This is a genomic window from Vagococcus allomyrinae, assembly GCF_017829975.1.
GTDB lineage: Bacteria > Bacillota > Bacilli > Lactobacillales > Vagococcaceae > Vagococcus_D > Vagococcus_D allomyrinae.
Window position 1 is genome coordinate 12,836 of the sequence record NZ_JAEEGA010000013.1, and the last position, 15,515, is coordinate 28,350.

At 34.8% G+C, this 15,515-nt stretch carries 18 protein-coding genes; 14 read left to right on the plus strand and 4 right to left on the minus strand.

What is annotated here, in order from left to right:
- The first annotated feature begins 144 nt into the window (after positions 1-144).
- From I6N95_RS17915 to I6N95_RS27170, 11 genes are all read left to right on the plus strand, one after another.
- Entirely contained in the window at positions 145-1,272 is a 1,128-nt protein-coding gene (locus I6N95_RS17915; RefSeq protein WP_209530572.1) for a DUF2325 domain-containing protein, read from the plus strand.
- A gap of 626 nt (positions 1,273-1,898) precedes the next feature.
- Positions 1,899-2,270: an MmcQ/YjbR family DNA-binding protein gene (locus I6N95_RS17920; protein WP_209530574.1), complete on the plus strand. Its 372-nt coding sequence runs from the start codon at positions 1,899-1,901 to the stop codon at positions 2,268-2,270.
- Positions 2,271-2,416: 146 nt separating this feature from the next.
- Positions 2,417-2,542, plus strand: coding sequence for a hypothetical protein (locus tag I6N95_RS27505; protein WP_283808994.1), 126 nt, complete (start codon positions 2,417-2,419; stop codon positions 2,540-2,542).
- Positions 2,543-2,803: 261 nt separating this feature from the next.
- Positions 2,804-3,634 carry a GNAT family N-acetyltransferase gene (locus I6N95_RS27750; protein ID WP_209530576.1) on the plus strand — a complete coding sequence of 277 codons (831 nt, stop codon included), beginning with the start codon at positions 2,804-2,806 and terminating at the stop codon, positions 3,632-3,634.
- Positions 3,635-3,687: 53 nt separating this feature from the next.
- Positions 3,688-3,903, plus strand: coding sequence for a hypothetical protein (locus I6N95_RS17930; RefSeq protein ID WP_209530578.1), 216 nt, complete (start codon positions 3,688-3,690; stop codon positions 3,901-3,903).
- A 755-nt stretch (positions 3,904-4,658) separates the two neighbouring features.
- Positions 4,659-5,177: a helix-turn-helix domain-containing protein gene (locus I6N95_RS17935; RefSeq protein ID WP_209530579.1), complete on the plus strand. Its 519-nt coding sequence runs from the start codon at positions 4,659-4,661 to the stop codon at positions 5,175-5,177.
- Between the two features lie 384 nt (positions 5,178-5,561).
- Positions 5,562-5,828, plus strand: a complete 267-nt coding sequence (locus tag I6N95_RS27165) for a hypothetical protein (RefSeq protein ID WP_245249658.1) — start codon at positions 5,562-5,564, stop codon at positions 5,826-5,828.
- Positions 5,825-7,108 (plus strand): IS21 family transposase, encoded by a 1,284-nt coding sequence (gene istA / locus I6N95_RS17940; protein ID WP_245249660.1) that lies wholly within the window; start codon positions 5,825-5,827, stop codon positions 7,106-7,108. The genes I6N95_RS27165 and istA overlap by 4 nt, the downstream gene beginning before the upstream one ends.
- Complete coding sequence (gene istB, locus I6N95_RS17945; protein ID WP_209530581.1) at positions 7,108-7,890, plus strand: IS21-like element helper ATPase IstB; 783 nt, start codon at positions 7,108-7,110, stop codon at positions 7,888-7,890. The genes istA and istB overlap by 1 nt, the downstream gene beginning before the upstream one ends.
- Positions 7,891-8,661: 771 nt before the next feature.
- Positions 8,662-9,567, plus strand: coding sequence for an IS4 family transposase (locus I6N95_RS17950; protein WP_245249662.1), 906 nt, complete (start codon positions 8,662-8,664; stop codon positions 9,565-9,567).
- A gap of 57 nt (positions 9,568-9,624) precedes the next feature.
- Positions 9,625-9,783, plus strand: coding sequence for a hypothetical protein (locus tag I6N95_RS27170; protein WP_245249664.1), 159 nt, complete (start codon positions 9,625-9,627; stop codon positions 9,781-9,783).
- A gap of 390 nt (positions 9,784-10,173) precedes the next feature.
- Here I6N95_RS27170 and I6N95_RS27860 read toward each other — a convergent pair whose 3' ends face one another.
- The 4 genes from I6N95_RS27860 to I6N95_RS17970 all read right to left on the minus strand — a co-directional run bounded on the left by I6N95_RS27860 (position 10,174) and on the right by I6N95_RS17970 (position 14,187).
- Entirely contained in the window at positions 10,174-10,398 is a 225-nt protein-coding gene (locus I6N95_RS27860) for a transposase family protein (protein ID WP_209530583.1), read from the minus strand.
- Between the two features lie 346 nt (positions 10,399-10,744).
- Complete coding sequence (locus I6N95_RS17960) at positions 10,745-11,338, minus strand: response regulator transcription factor (protein ID WP_209530585.1); 594 nt, start codon at positions 11,336-11,338, stop codon at positions 10,745-10,747.
- The gene (locus I6N95_RS27175) at positions 11,335-12,345 is read right to left on the minus strand and encodes a sensor histidine kinase (RefSeq protein ID WP_245249665.1); all 1,011 of its coding nucleotides are present in this window, start codon (positions 12,343-12,345) and stop codon (positions 11,335-11,337) included. Before I6N95_RS27175 ends, I6N95_RS17960 begins: the two co-directional genes overlap by 4 nt.
- Positions 12,346-13,332: 987 nt before the next feature.
- Positions 13,333-14,187, minus strand: a complete 855-nt coding sequence (locus I6N95_RS17970) for a hypothetical protein (RefSeq protein ID WP_209530589.1) — start codon at positions 14,185-14,187, stop codon at positions 13,333-13,335.
- 133 nt (positions 14,188-14,320) lie between these two features.
- Here I6N95_RS17970 and I6N95_RS17975 point away from each other — a divergent pair, with 133 nt between their 5' ends.
- From I6N95_RS17975 to I6N95_RS17985, 3 genes are all read left to right on the plus strand, one after another.
- Positions 14,321-14,512, plus strand: a complete 192-nt coding sequence (locus I6N95_RS17975; protein WP_209530590.1) for a hypothetical protein — start codon at positions 14,321-14,323, stop codon at positions 14,510-14,512.
- Positions 14,513-14,858: 346 nt separating this feature from the next.
- Complete coding sequence (locus I6N95_RS17980) at positions 14,859-15,125, plus strand: uberolysin/carnocyclin family circular bacteriocin (protein ID WP_209530592.1); 267 nt, start codon at positions 14,859-14,861, stop codon at positions 15,123-15,125.
- Positions 15,122-15,388 (plus strand): uberolysin/carnocyclin family circular bacteriocin, encoded by a 267-nt coding sequence (locus I6N95_RS17985; protein WP_209530607.1) that lies wholly within the window; start codon positions 15,122-15,124, stop codon positions 15,386-15,388. The genes I6N95_RS17980 and I6N95_RS17985 overlap by 4 nt, the downstream gene beginning before the upstream one ends.
- Positions 15,389-15,515: the final 127 nt, after the last annotated feature.

The window sequence follows — 15,515 nt, forward strand, 5'->3', positions numbered from 1 at the left end:
GTTATTCAGAGTGATAAAATCTTTGAAAGGGGTGTTTACTCGTGTTGCGTCTCCAATTTTATTGCTTTATAATAAGTGGAGTAGGTGAAGCTGACAGATTGAACTAGCATGTAGGATCGGAAACCTTAAAAGGAGGATAACCAGATGTCAATAAAAGACACGATCATCGGCTTAGAAAAACTAGAAATGAAGTTATTACTGGAAAAAATGAAACCTGATAACTTGCTAACAAGTCTTGAAAGTTTGGAACAGCACATCCGATTGTTGAAACAGATTAATGAGATGGACTATCAATCAGACGTAACAGAAAAAGTCTCACTTGAGCCAAATCAAGTAGATGTAAATGAAGATAAAAACGTTCATAAAGAGAGTGTAATTAGAACTAAGAAGACAGTTTACAAAGAAGAGTCTGGCAATGATAATACGTGGTTTAGAGGTCAATTAATGCGTCAGTTAAAAGGAGGAAATGTCGGTTCCTTTCAAGAAGCTTACGTGCCGGAACGAGTAATTAGAGAGATGGAATTAAAACCCTTTGATTGGGTTCAGGCTAACCTTCTTGATATCCCTGGAAAAAAACCTCGATACGAGTTTATGCTGCTAGAACGAAATTCGGACCCCTTACCCAGTGACTTTAATCGGTTAGAAGTCACTTGTACCCCTGTGTTTAAACATAAGGATTTAAATCGGTTTTATATTAAGATAAAAGATCAAACGAAGGATAGTGAAGAGAGTGCCACCCAAGTCCTGCTGTCAGAAAAGGATGTCGTGCTATTTAAAATTACGGAAAACAGCATCATCGATTACGCCTATAACCTAAACAACGAGACCTTTGGGAGAGTGGCCTGGAAATATTCTGACTATGATGACTCCCTGACCGTAGAATCAAAATCTCCTGCTAAACAGACAAGAAAATCAGCTAGCGCTACGAAACCTAAAGAAGCGACAAGAGCAGTTCGGCCAATTTTTCAAAACTTAACGGTCACGATGGTCGGAGGAGGAAATCGAAATTTACAGACGACAATCAAGAAAGAAGTCGAACGTCGAGATGGTACCTTTATCTTTTGTTCTGGTGATGAGCCTAAGACAACGATTAAAAGTCGTCTTAAGCGAAGCAATGCGGTGGTTGTTTTTACGGAAAGCATTAGCCACGATGCCATGAATTTAACCAAGGATATCTGTAAGGAATTCGACATTCCTGTCAGTTATACGAAAAATTTAGGCAGTGAACGGTTCATTGTACGTGTCAATAGTTTGCTAACAAAAGAAAAATAGGAAACGGGATGGTTTCAACGTCGAAGCATGAGTATCAGGGCGGTTGATAAGGCGGGAATCAAACGTAAGTCAGGTGGTGCCCCTGAGTGTACGCTAAAAATCTGGAGAAAAGGGGCAACCTTTTGCTTAAGACTATTCTAGCAGTGACTGCTATAGTAGAGGCAAAAAAACAGCAACTTTTGCGAGAATAACCGATTACTTTTTAGATAAATAATCTCTCGTTAACGTCTTTAACAGTATTACTTAGGGGGCATGTTAGCGCATATCCTCTTTTTGCATTGTTTTGTTTGCCTCTATACGAAAAAGATTATCATCACGCCCAACAATGCTGTTAATGGTTGAAAGCACTCCTTACTGAGGAGGCATGTTTCTTTTGCTAGATATATTCCTTGATTTTATCGAGGGTATCTTAACTATTAGGAGATTATATTGGTATAATAGTTTATAAGATTAAAGAATAGTTTCTTTTTAAGAAAAGGATTTAAATCGCCAGATAGTTTCCATTAAATCATCATCCAACGGAACGATCTGTCTGATTATTTAATACGATGTCTATAGTAAGGATCATCTTGGGACTATCTTTAACTAATTATAATGTCAAAACTAACTAAACATGAGGAGAGACTATGGAAGAAATAGCCGTATATTTGAAAAAAGCCAGTAACAGCTGGCCTGGTGCAACCGTACGCTATCGTGATGATTGGGAGGTTGACTACTTTAGTGTTGCTGACAAATGTTTTGCTTTACTCGGTGTTCATCATGAATGGGGCCCCCAACTCATTGTCAAAGGTTTACCTGAATATAATGAAGAGTTGCGTGAAATTTATGACTTTATCGTTCCGGGTTATCATATGAATAAAACTCATTGGAATTCAATTATTCTAAATAAGAGCAGTTTATCTGATGAAGAATTAGTCGCATTGTTAAAAAGATCCTATGAGCTAGTAGTGTCAAAATTGCCAAAGAGCCAACAGAAGCTACTTGAGACCAATTCTTAATTGCTTGTTGGTGATCGTTACCGGTTATGTTACGGATACGCCAAGGATAAAATAGGCGATGGAAAGCAAGGGGGAAGTCAGAAATACGACATCCTTCAAAAGATTCCTGATGCCTAACTAATATTCCGAAAAGGAGGTAATAAAGTATGGATACAAAGTCTAAAAAAGCCATTCTCTTTCTGTGTCTGATTTTGGCACCGCTTTTCCCACTATTAGCAATACTATCCGCTCTTTTATACACCATACAAATAAAACAAGCTCGCAACAGTTAAAAGCGGTTATTGGTTCTATTAAAAATAGCCCTTAGCAGAAAGCTAAGGACTAAAGGAGATTTTTATTTACCCATCGATCTCATCAATTTCTAAATGCTAAAACATCAAAAATTGAAAGTTGGAAGAGTAAATAATGAAAAAGTTTTGTTAGGGTTGTTTGTTGGTATACTTATACTATATACATCAAATTTGAAGTAAGTGTGACGAAACTGGCAGTAAAACTTGAATGTTCAAAAATGATAAGTCGTAAAGGAGACAATAGTGAGAAAGATTGAAAAATTAACAGCTTTAAACGATGAGCAAAGAAAAAAGATTTATGCGTTGGCTAAGCAGTTTGCTAAAAAAGAACACATTTATTTTAAATTAGATGCCAATATTTTAGAAGATGAGCAAAATAAGTTGGTTAGCCACTTCCTATTGATGAAAAATGATCGTTTACAATCATACATGTTGGCATCTTCCTATAGTGGCAATGAATTGGAGATAACTCTACTGGGAGGAACCGAATCAAACATATCTGATTTTTTCCAATTAGCTATCTCAGAAGCAAGAGAAAGAAGCTTAAATAAAGTAATGTTTATTACGGATTCCAATGATACATTAACTGTGACAAACTTTAAAAATAATTTGTTAGAGTATGATTTTTCAGAATACAGATTAGTACTTAACCCTGAGAAAAAGCCGTCAGTCATCTCATCAAGCGTGACACTTCGTCAAGCAAATATAACTGATGAAAAACAAATAAATGCCTTAGATTTTGATGGCTTTGGTGAGGTTACCCAGATAAGAGAAATTGATTTACAAAATATTTTATTGGCTGAGGTCAATGGGGAAATTGTCGGCAAAATTTGGCTAGGAGAAAGTGCCGATAGTCTAGGGTTATTTGGTTTTGTTGTGTCTGCGGCTGAACGAGGAAAAGGATATGGCAGAAATATGCTAGCTCAAATTATTAATGACAAACTTGCCACAGGCCTGAAAAATATTTATTTAGAAGTGGCCTTAATTAACCCGTCAGCCTTAAAGTTGTACGAAGAATGCGGATTTGAAAAAGAAGCAACATTCGATTATTACAAATTGAATGTTGAACAATAAGCAAGCCGTTGTGCTGTCATTAGTGAGCTAATTTATGAATAAGGAGAATGAAAATGAAAAAATATGTTAGTCCACTCATTCTGTTTATTCTAGGAAGTGTTTTGTATTTATTGACCATAAAAGGTGTCATGGGTATTGAAAAATTAAATTTTCTAATTGCCCCCTATTTTATCTTTTGGATGTTAAGCCTACTCTTATTATGTATCGCCAGTATTTGGTTGATCTCTCTTATTCTGGTAGCGCTGATAAATTCTTTTCCTAAGAAATAATGATGGCGAGTTTAATGTAGTTGTAAAGATAATGGGAACTGTCGATTCTTTCTTAGAAAGAGAGCCTCTAACGGTACTTGATAACGCAACTACGTTAGTAACGTCTAAATATATCTTGTTGGGAAGTTTGTATTTTTTGTAGCAACTCCTTAATTACCACAATCATTTAACCGAACACACTCCTATCGTTAAAATTAGCTTATTATTTTAGCGATAGAGGTGTGTTTTATGTCCTATAATGAAATTTTCAAGTCTCACTTCACATTGATTGATCCTTAAGAAGAGTATCATAAACGATTTGAATCCTATTCAGCGATGAAAACTGGGTTTAAAATCAAGCCCGATGAATAGAAAAGTAGATGTTAAAATGAAAGGAACAGAATATAATTTGTTTCTGACTAATCTGCCTAGGTTGACTTATCTTGTCAGCGAGTATCACAAGCAATTAACCACGCTTTTCAGCACTTTTAGAACAGATAACTGATAAACAAGTCGATGATTTTTTGCATTGCTGACTATTCTGATGCGGTTAATACTAAGCACTGTCCCTTTTTTGGGGGATGCCCAATCGGAATCTGTCTCCTCTTTTCAAACACTGCATGGGAATGACTGGTGATAGAACAACGCAAGAGGAACCTTGTATTTTTCTTCACCATGTAAACAGATGTGTACATTAAATACCAAATGATGTAATCTACAATAGATAGATAAAAATTGACATTCAATGTAATATAAAGTTACTAGGGGGGGAGAAAATGAACTTTGCTAAGCAATTAAAAAAATATCGAGAAGTCAGTGGGCTTTCTCAAACTGATTTGGCAGAAAAAATATATGTGACACGTCAGACTATTTCGAAATGGGAAAAAGGGAAAACTTATCCCGATATTCAAGCGTTAATTGCCTTAAGTAAGCTTTTTGATATTTCTCTAGATGAGTTAATTAAAGGAATTAATTATGAAAAGGAGGAGACCATGGTAAATACGGCTTGGCTAATTTCTTATAAATTGAAAGATGGGGTTTCGAACGAAGATTTTATCAAAGCAACTCAAAAATTACACGATAACTGTGTATCCAAAGCAGACGGTTTCTTATTTTGGGAACAATACCTTGATAAAGATACCTGGACTGATTTTGTTATGTGGGAAACGCAAGAAGATGCACGTAATGGGGTACATGCCGGAACTGGAAGAGAAGAATCAGGAAAGTTTTATTCAATGATTCAAATGGAAACCTGTACAACAAAAATGGCCTCATCATTTGTGAAAAGATATTGAGTTGTTTTTTCATCAATTCGATGGAAAAAAATGGCTGCTTGAATCGTAACCGAGTATACAGTAGATTCAGTATAAAAGAAGAGGAAGCATGATTAAAAAAATCATGCTTCCTCTTTGGAATTGCCTGCTAATGCAATGCCACTCTCGATTCTATATGCAGTTTACCTTGTTATATCGTTCGTTTTAGCAATCTCTAAGACTTCAACACTCTAATTGAATACTGCGGACGAAATAGACCTTAAGTGCGGAGAAACAGACCGTACGAAGCGGAAGAAAAGACCGGCTGATGCGGAGAAGTAGACCAACCCAGTTAAATGAAAGCATCTTGTATAATTAAGGGGCACGTGTTAAGCGTGACACTATGATTATACAGGAGGTTTTTTTATGATTCAGTATCGAAAGATATTAGAACTGTACTTGTCCAACATTGCGCAACGAACAATCAGTTCTAGTACCGGAAATGCGCGGCAAACAGTGTCTGATGTCATTAAACAAGCAAAAATGAAAGGGCTTGAGGAATTGACAGACGCCATGACAGACCAGTGGTTTGAAGACTTTCTTTTTCCTGAAAAACAAGCATTAGAGAAAGGTTACTTCCCAATTAATTGGGATGAGATTCACCAAGAGTTGATGAAAAAAATGTCACATTGAAGCTTCTTCATCATGAATATGAGGACAAGGCAAGGCACCACCATAAAATCCCTTATGCTTATCGAACCTTTTGTGAGAACTACGGGAAACATGCCAAGAAATACAAACTAACGATGCCAATCAGACGGAAACCAGGAGAGCTTATTGAGACTGACTGGGCTGGTTCAACTCTGGGCCTTAGAGATCGAGAGACAGGCGAGACGATTAAGGTTTATATTTTTATTGCGACACTGCCCTATAGTCAATATAGCTATGTCGAAGGGTTCTTAGATATGAAGACAGACAGCTGGCTAACTGCACATATTAACGCCTTCAATTATTTCGGTGGCGTATCGGAAGTACTGGTTCCCGATAATTTACGTACCGGTGTTATTAAATCTGATAAATATGATCCAATCATAAACGAAGCTTATCGAGAATTAGCTGATTATTACCAAACAGTTGTCGTTCCAGCAAGAGTGAGAACGCCTAAAGATAAGGCATCAGTTGAAGGGGCCGTTGGACATATTTCGAGACAAATCATCGCAGCTTTACGTTATTATCAATGTTTCAGTCTTGATCAGCTCAATCAAGAACTATTAGCCAAGCTAGATGACATTAATCGAACTGACTTTCAAAAACGAAATGGCTCCAGACAACAGATATTCGAGGAAGAAGAGAAATCTCACCTTCACCCTCTTCCTCGAACGCCTTATAAAATGGCGAAATGGAAAACAAGTAAAGTTCAATTGAACTATCACATCCAGGTTGAACGTATGTATTACTCCGTCCCATATGAGTATGTCCAAAATGACGTGTCTAGTCGACTCACTAAGGACCTAATTGAAGTTTACTTCAAAGACATCCGAATTGCATCACATAATCGATTAAAAGGTGAAATTGGCCAATATGCCACCAATCCTGATCATATGCCGAATCACCATCGCAAGTATCTGAATCATACACCAGATAGTTGTTTAAACTGGGCAAGTGACGTAGGCAATCAAACACTGAGACTTGTCCAATATCTATTAGATACAACCGTCGAAAAGAAGGCACTTATCAGTTTGATGGCACTGAAAAACTTAGAAAAAAAATACACCTTGACTGAAATTGAAGTTGCCAGTCAAACAGTACTCAAGGTGTCAACTAACCCGACTCTAGGATTAGTGAAGTCAGTATTAGAACGAAACAAGAAAAAGTCAAAATTAACAGACTCCCCTCCTCACAAAGAAACACCGCCAGGGAATGATTATGGATTCACACGGGGCGCCAATTACTTTAAAGGAGAGAAAAATTAATGAATAATGACACATTAAGGAAACTAAGAGACATGAGATTAACTGGAATGTCAGAACTTTATGAAGAACTTCAAACAAATTCAACTTATCAAGAGTTAACAAGTGAGGATTTCTTCAATTTACTGGTAGATAGGGAATATTCACGACGAAAAACGGCACTACTTGATCGACTAATCAAGCAGGCCCGTTTAAGCGACCCCACTGCTTGTATTGAGGATATCGAGTATCATGAAGATAGACATCTAGACGCTCAGCTAATCGCAGAATTAGCGGCCGGCAACTATATTGAACAGTCCCATAATCTCATTATTATGGGCGCCAGTGGTAACGGCAAAAGTTGGATTGCGAATGCCTTAGGTATTCAAGCCTGTCGCCAATTTAGAAAAGTGAAATACATGAGGTTGCCTGAGTTACTTGATGAACTAGCCGTCGCCAAACACGCCGCCGACGGTAGTTTTCGAAAGCTAATTACTAAATACAAAAAAATCGACTTACTTATTATCGATGAATGGTTATTAACAGACTTGTCCTTGGAAGGGTCTACTTATATTTTGGAAATCATTGATGCCCGTATTAAGAAAGCTTCCACCATTTTCTGTTCTCAATTCGCTCCTGAAGGGTGGCATGCGAAACTCAGTCAAATTCAAATTGCCGATGCGATTCTCGATCGTATCGTTCATGATTCGTATCATTTACTGATAGATGGTGACGTATCAATGCGAGAAAGACACGGGATTAGAAGGCAGCGTGAGACTATACAGACACACAACGAGCTAGATTAGGCAATTGCCTCTATGAGTTAAATAGACTAATCCCTGATATCCCAGGTTGGAATCAGGGATTTCTGTCATGTTGGTCTAGTTGTATGCATTGCCCGGTCTATTAGTCCGCCTAACGTGGTCTAATATGGCGCACTTAAGGTCTTTTCCTGCCGCAGTATTCACTCTAATCATTCTATCAGTAACAACAGGCTACCGTGGGTCTGCCGATGTGGATTGAATAAAAGGGAAAGACGACCTTTATAGTCTTATCGTTTCTTTACCAATTTTATACCTTGCTCCTGACGTCCCAGACTTTTTCAATGAAGAATTTCTCAGCATCAAATTTTTAATTAGTTAATTGCCTGTTCAAATTTTATACTTCAGATGATACACGTACGTAGGCAACATTCAAGATAGAATCTCGATTAAAAAAATTCTTTATCATACATCCTAATTATGCGTATAAAAGTCAGTGAACTCAATATCAGGTACTTGTCTATGACGGACACCATAAAAAGCATTGCAAGAAAACTACGGTATCATGCTGCAAATATTGTATTAATGGCCAGATGATATTGTATTCAATTCAACCAAAATTAGTATAGGTGCTACACCTACGCCAAATTGAAAATTTATGTTGAGCACAAAAACAATGGCTATTATACTTATTATCACTAGTGTTGCAAAGATTTAAAATGGATATAAACCTTGAACTCAAGGTTTTCAAGAACAAAAAAATCCTTTATACTAGCCTTGGATGACTTACCCAAGACCAATAAAAAGGACTATCGCATGGATAAGTATACCTCAAAAACATCATTTCAGGAATGGGTTTCGTCAATAAAGTTAAAAAACTTATCGACGGATGCTCAAACGTTTATCACAAACTACGATTATTACAGTAAAAAACTTGATTTTCAAACGACTTTAAACATTTTGTTGCATGCGGTTTATGAAGAATACCCGAGCTACCGCGAGATGAGTCGCGCCTTTCTTGATCAACGGCTTTGTCGCGAAATCGGTATCGAATCAATTAACCACAGCAATTTGTCTCGTCGGCTGATTGAGATGGAGCCCACTGTTCTCATGGAAATTTTCCGAAACCTCGTTGGGGAAATTCAACAAAAACAACCAACGACCAAACGAAATAGTCTTCAATTGATTGACTCTACGACCATTCCATTGAATCAGCACTTGTTTCCGTGGGCCAAGTTTCGTTCCACCAAGTCAGGGATTAAACTTCATCTGAGCTTGTGCTATATGGACGAAAATAATCAGTATCCAGAAGCATTTACAATCACCCACGCAAAGGTCCATGATCGCACTCAGATTGAGGTGCTCGTTAATAAAGCAGAAGCTACTTACGTGGTAGACCGTGGTTATTTCGACTATATCTTATTGGACAAGATGCATCGTGATGGGTTCTTTTTCGTGACTCGTATCAAGAAAAATACGCTTGTTAGCGTCCTTGATCAGATAGAAATTGATGACTATCAGACGACTGACGGGCAAGTTATTAGTGACCAGCACGTTGCTTTGGGAGGTGGAAAGAGCTCCCTCACGTCACGTTTTCGATTGGTGACCATTTTAACAAAAGGGCAGAAGCTTCTGCGGCTCGTGACAAATCGCATGGACGTTAGTGTGCAAGCAATTGCGGATATGTATCAAGCAAGGTGGCAAATAGAGTTGTTTTTTTAACATTCAAAGCAAAATCTGACGATCAAAAAAATTTACTCGCAAGATGAGCAAGGGGCGATGAATCAAGTCATTCTCACACTCATTGCGACGCTTTTAACTTATCTGATTAAACTGGATTTAGGGTCAAGCGCGACTCTGTTTCAACTCAAACGAGCCTTTCATTATCAACGGTTTGATCCGGCAGAACGCTGGTTGAGACCCTTTATTCCGATATAATCGCTTAACTTGTCGCTGTCGCTTGTGGATTTAAAATCAATTACTGAAAATTTTCTGGAAATGGTCATCCGTTGCGTAAGCATTGACCGTTTTGTCAATTTTCTAGAACTTGAATAAATCAGAATATTCTGACTTCATCTGCGCAACACTAGTGACTTACGATATATGACGTTATTTGTGCACCCGTGCTGTGATTACTCGCTTACTTTTCATTGAAGGAGAGCGCTCGATGAGGTCTAGATAAAAAGGAAGAGTTGATTTAGCAATAGATCAACTCTTTTTCGTGGCTCACTATTCCCGAAATGGTGGCTCATCTCTCCGAAATTTCTTCCTCTCTTTAAACGGCTCAACACATCCGTTTTGGTGGCTCAAGCTATCCGAATTGATGGCTCAAATCAACCCGAAATAATCACTCAAAAAATGAGTGTAGTCTTCTGTGACGGTTTTAACATGACAAACTGGATTAGGACAGTCATAAGAGTAGGTAGTGATTTCCAGAAAAACTGTTTTACCTAAAATGGGCAAATCTTGTGCTTTTCTGACATAAGCATTGTGGTGAGTGTGGCAAACCTCATGGCACTTCGGACATTGGCTAGTTTTTGTCAACGACTTCATTTGAATGGTCAGCTGATTGTCAGTTTCTTCAATATTCGTAATGTACAGTGTTTCCGGGAAAAACGGGTTAATTGTAGTCTTGTTTGCTTATTCGTTCACTCTCACACCTTCACGTTCATTTTTTTATCTCCATTTATTATACGATTTTATTGTTATTTCTAAAAGGTTTTCCCCTTACATTTGCGGAAGAACCATAACTCTGCTTAACCGGCTCAATCTTAGCGCAATATTCAGTACAGATTTACTCCTATGATTTGTGTTCCTATCAGATTAGTTTCTTCTAAATTTACCTTATGTAGATATGATTTTACAAAAAATCTTTTCAGTTCTTATAGTTGAAAAATTATCAGTATCCTCTAACTCTAATGATACCTAATTCGATTGCTTGAATAATTGCAGAGACAGTTGAGTTCACTTGGAGTTTTTCGTTAATAGATAAAAGATGGTTATTTACAGTTCTTCTACTAATATGAAGTCGTTCTGCTATCTCTTGTTGTTTAAGTCCTTCTGCTGCACATTTTAATATTTCTTTTTCTCGTTCACTAAGTGAATCTAGTGAGTTTGAGTTGCTGGGTAGTAAATTGATTCCATGATATATGTTTATTAAATCACTGTATAAGCTTTCGATTGTTAAATTCTTATTTAGTAATCCCCAAGCACCAGATTTTATTGCCTCATTTTGATATTCAATTAGATTAAATCCTGATAAAAAAACAACTTTTATATTGGGGTACATTTTTAGGATATCTTTGGAAATATCAAACCCGCTGATTTCTCCCATATGGATATCCAGTAAGACTATATCTGGTTGTTCATGTTTTATTTTATCGAAAAAAGATGTTGGCCCTGTAAAACTAGTAATTGAAATATCCATTGTCTGGAATGCAATTTCAAGACTTTTAGAAAATAGTACATGATCATCTAATAAATATACTTTCATAATCTTCTTTCCTCCATTGTAATAGGCAAAACTATTGTAAATTTTGTACCATGTGGAATTACGGGTAAAACTGTCATTTTTCCATTTAAAGAATTAACTTCTTGATTTATTGATAATAAACCGAAATGGTGATTTTCAAATCCTCTAAGTCGGATTTCATTATGGTCAAACCCTATGCCATTGTCTTGAATGACACTTTCAATGGAAAACTCAGTTTGGATCAGAGTAATGATAATTTCTGTTGCATGAGAGTGCTTAAGTGCATTGACTATTAATTCTTGTATAATTCGATAGATATGGAATTTGATCTCTTTCTCTAATTGTAAATCGTGAGAACAATTAAAATTGATAAAAACAGCATCTTGTTTATCATTTAATTTATCACAAAGAAATTGAATACTACGTGATAAGGGGGCGTTTTCTATTGTTGACGGATAGAGTTCAGATATTTTATTTCTGAAAACTTCATTTAATGTATCGAACGATTCTAATATTAGTTTTTTTGTTTCGATGTGATCAGTTTCAATAGATTCAGTCAATTTTTTTAATGCTAAAATATTTTGTAAAACGTTATCATGTAAAAAAAAGGAGAAATCTTTGTGAAAATTTTGTACCATATTTAAATATTCATAGCTTATATATTCGTCGTATGATAAACTTTCTATTTTTAATGCCTCTTGTTTAATGTCATACAGCCTTTCATTTTCAATTAGTATCTCACCTATGACACCTATCAAATCATTAATTGACTTATATTCAATTAATGACAATTTGGAATTCTGATCTTTACTAACTATCAGCCAACCAAAAGTTTTATTGTTTTTATGAAATGTGAATTTTGTGAACTCATTACTTTTATAATTAAATGTTGTAGATATTTTTTCGAATTCATCAATGATTGTAGCTGTTAATGTAATGTCTAAAAAATTTTCTGTACATGATAGAATGTACGGGGTATGTTCATCTTTCCAAACAATTAAGTAATTCATAATTCCATAATTCTGCATTAGGAGCTTACTAATTAATGAACTTATAGAAGAGAGTGTTTTTTCCTTTGTAATTGTTTGAATAAACTCATTTTTTTCTTTTTGGAACTCATTTTTTTTTTGCTGGAGTTTTCTCAAAGTAATGTTATTTAAATACCAACTTTTTAGATGGAAAATATATAGAAACAAACAATAAAAAACTATTAGGAAGTAAATTCCAAACAATGAGAGATTAAGAAAATAATTACTAACAGTAAGTAACAAAGAAAAACAGATTATGTGAGTGATGAAATTAATCGTTATAACAATTTTATTTAAACGAATATCATTACGTTTGACTAAAATAAGACCTACAGTAATGGGGATTAACAGAACAAAAAAAAGAGAGTAAAATTTAAGTTCGCTTGATAAGACACTATTTAAGAGTGAGTAAGAAAAAATAAAAGGGCTAAGAGATACAACTAAGGTCTTTGTTAATAAGGTTTGTTCTTTTCGGGTTTTAGTGCTTAAGTGATCTTTTTCTTTCGAATATAGTACAATACAGCCGATAATACTTAAAATAATCTCTAGGAGTATCAACCAGTAAAAATGTTCAAAATTAATTAATAAGAGAACGGACGTTATAATTGAATAACTAATCAAACATTTTCTTATTCTTTTTAACATAGAAGAAGTCGGAATAGAATTAAAAATAATAAAAAAATTATACACATAATAAGGTAAAAAAGAGATTATTATGAAAGAAATAGGATAAAAAAAAGAAAATGGCAATACGTCTAGAATCAAGTAAATGGAGATAAGAAAAATTATCCAGCAAAAGTATTTAGTTTTTTTTTCATCACTAGATACGAGTATGATGAACGTACTAAAGAGAACTAGAAAGATAATAATCGGAGTAATAATTGGCAAATATTTATAGTGTAAGAAACTATAATTCTCAATAGAAAATAGAGAGAGAAGTAAAAATATAAAAGAAAATAAGATATAAATAAGTTTTCCTCTCATAAATCAAACATCCAATCCTAAGTATTTTTTGAGCGCTAACAAATCTTTTGTATTATCAAATCTATCTAATATAGTTAGTGCATTTATTTTTTCAGAAGAGATCAGTTCTTTACAAAAATCTATAGCACCAGTTTTTATTATTTTAGTCCGAATTGTCTGTACCGAAGAAGCTGGGTTATTAAGAAGATATAACAGAGTATCGTTATTGTTTTTATTAAGTGTATTTATACTTGCAATTAAAGGGAGAGTATTTTTTAGTTGAGAGATATCCATTGAACTATTGTTTAAAACCCCAATAACATCATTTTCAATTTGGCATATCGTACCATAGTGAATTGCAAACTGATCGAGACTGGAATCGTTATTACTTGCTAATTTGGTTACTAATTGAAATATTGCGGTTGATTTTGAAATGATATTTTTGAAATAAAAATCTATAGAGTTTTGCGAATTTATCGTTGTAGAATAGTCAATAAATTCTGCATGTAAAGCATCTTTTAAAAGGTCATAATCGAAATTTACATGTTTTCCAAGTGACTCAAGACTTTCGACTAGTAGTTCTGTAGATAGAAGAGCCAAGTGTTCCGGATTAATTATGCTTGATAGCAGAGTATCTTTATCTAAAAAATCGTCCATTAATCGAGCTGATAAACCAATTAATTCTATATTGTACATTATATCGAGACCATCTGTATTTAGAGAGTTAGTCATTTTTGAAATATGCCAGTAGTATATGCTCCATTTGAAACATTTTTTAAAATTTAAAATTTCTAGGAGGTCGGTAGTATAGTAGCTGTTATACCTACCTATTGTTTTGTTGGATGCCATTTTTGAAATAATGCTTTTTGTTAAAGTCATATATTCACTCCTCCTCATTAAGCTATAACTATAATTTAAGCATACTATAGCTTGCTTAATTGCACAATATACTCATTACTAAAAATTAAATATCGTCTATAATTAGACACATAATACTAAAGGAGAATATAGGATGAATAAACAATTGTTATGGGAAGTTTTCCAAGAAAAGAACTTGTTTGAAAAGGAGACAATCAATAAAAATGAAAATCTTAATTTCCGTAAATCAGAGATTCTGAATTCGGAACTTGTGAATGATTCATCTAATGAGTTAGTATCAGTTAATTCATATTTCCAAATATTAGCAAGTAGGTGGCCAAGGTAATTGTTTATTTGATCTGAATGAAAAAAATGTATATCAAATATTGTGGATTGCTGTACTAGCCCTTCTTTTTTCTCTTTATGGCAACAAACTGGCTATAACTAAATCTTCACAACAATGATGTAATTGAAAAATTAAACGATTTTTAAGGAGGAGTGATGAAGAATAATGTGTATTATCTTTAAGGTTCGAGGTTCACCTAGCATGTAAAAGAACTTCAAGTTGTAAATCAAAAACTAAAAATTTAATTTTCCATATTGATTACACCAGTTTATATTGAAGATTAGGTTCTTATGGTGTGTTTTTGATGGTCTCGTTTAAAAAAATGGTTTAATTGAAAGGAGAAATTATGATTAAGAAAGTTGCTTTTTCTTTGACTAGTATTTTTATTGTAAGTGCATCTTTTTCGAAGTTAATTCCACATGTTGCTATCACATTTGGTTTAGCAGACACTACAGCTAAAGCTGTAACTAATTTTATCTTGTCTGCTTCAAATATAGTTACAGTAGTAAGTTTGATTGGTATAGTTTTTGGTGTTGGAGGTTTTACATTGGCAGCAGTGCAAACTGTGAAATATTTAGCTAAAAAATCTTTTGTTAAGGCGGTGGCATGGTGAGAAAAATTATATATATGCTTTCAGTAGTTTTAGCAGGTGCGTTTTTACTCGATTATAGTTCACCTTATCTTGTAGCAACTTTTGGTTTTGCGGCTAAAACGGCTAATCAGATTGTTGCAGTAATAAATGCTTATGGTACAGCAACTTTTGCCATTTCCTTAGTTCTTGCAATTACTGGTGCAGGTGCTAGTGTCTCTGCTCTTGTAGCTACGGTATATCAATTCATTAAGAAAAAAGGTCAAAAATATGCTGTTACGTGGTAAAAAATAAAATACTTAGTTAATACGAGTATTTGTAAAATGCGTCATTATTATAGTGAAGATTACTGCAAATTTACTAATTTGGTGATCTTCACTATATGTTGTCAAATTCTAGATATCTTGGAAGGAG

Bases quoted from the DNA above. Each gene is read 5' to 3' on its own strand.
- I6N95_RS17915 (WP_209530572.1), top strand. From the start codon at position 145: ATGTCAATAAAAGACACGATCATCGGCTTAGAAAAACTAGAAATGAAG.
- I6N95_RS17920 (WP_209530574.1), top strand. From the start codon at position 1,899: ATGGAAGAAATAGCCGTATATTTGAAAAAAGCCAGTAACAGCTGGCCT.
- I6N95_RS27505 (WP_283808994.1), top strand. From the start codon at position 2,417: ATGGATACAAAGTCTAAAAAAGCCATTCTCTTTCTGTGTCTGATTTTG.
- I6N95_RS17930 (WP_209530578.1), top strand. From the start codon at position 3,688: ATGAAAAAATATGTTAGTCCACTCATTCTGTTTATTCTAGGAAGTGTT.
- I6N95_RS17935 (WP_209530579.1), top strand. From the start codon at position 4,659: ATGAACTTTGCTAAGCAATTAAAAAAATATCGAGAAGTCAGTGGGCTT.
- I6N95_RS27165 (WP_245249658.1), top strand. From the start codon at position 5,562: ATGATTCAGTATCGAAAGATATTAGAACTGTACTTGTCCAACATTGCG.
- istB (WP_209530581.1), top strand. From the start codon at position 7,108: ATGAATAATGACACATTAAGGAAACTAAGAGACATGAGATTAACTGGA.
- I6N95_RS17950 (WP_245249662.1), top strand. From the start codon at position 8,662: ATGGATAAGTATACCTCAAAAACATCATTTCAGGAATGGGTTTCGTCA.
- I6N95_RS27170 (WP_245249664.1), top strand. From the start codon at position 9,625: ATGAATCAAGTCATTCTCACACTCATTGCGACGCTTTTAACTTATCTG.
- I6N95_RS27860 (WP_209530583.1), bottom strand. From the start codon at position 10,398: ATGAAGTCGTTGACAAAAACTAGCCAATGTCCGAAGTGCCATGAGGTT.
- I6N95_RS17960 (WP_209530585.1), bottom strand. From the start codon at position 11,338: ATGAAAGTATATTTATTAGATGATCATGTACTATTTTCTAAAAGTCTT.
- I6N95_RS27175 (WP_245249665.1), bottom strand. From the start codon at position 12,345: ATGCAGAATTATGGAATTATGAATTACTTAATTGTTTGGAAAGATGAA.
- I6N95_RS17970 (WP_209530589.1), bottom strand. From the start codon at position 14,187: ATGACTTTAACAAAAAGCATTATTTCAAAAATGGCATCCAACAAAACA.
- I6N95_RS17975 (WP_209530590.1), top strand. From the start codon at position 14,321: ATGAATAAACAATTGTTATGGGAAGTTTTCCAAGAAAAGAACTTGTTT.
- I6N95_RS17980 (WP_209530592.1), top strand. From the start codon at position 14,859: ATGATTAAGAAAGTTGCTTTTTCTTTGACTAGTATTTTTATTGTAAGT.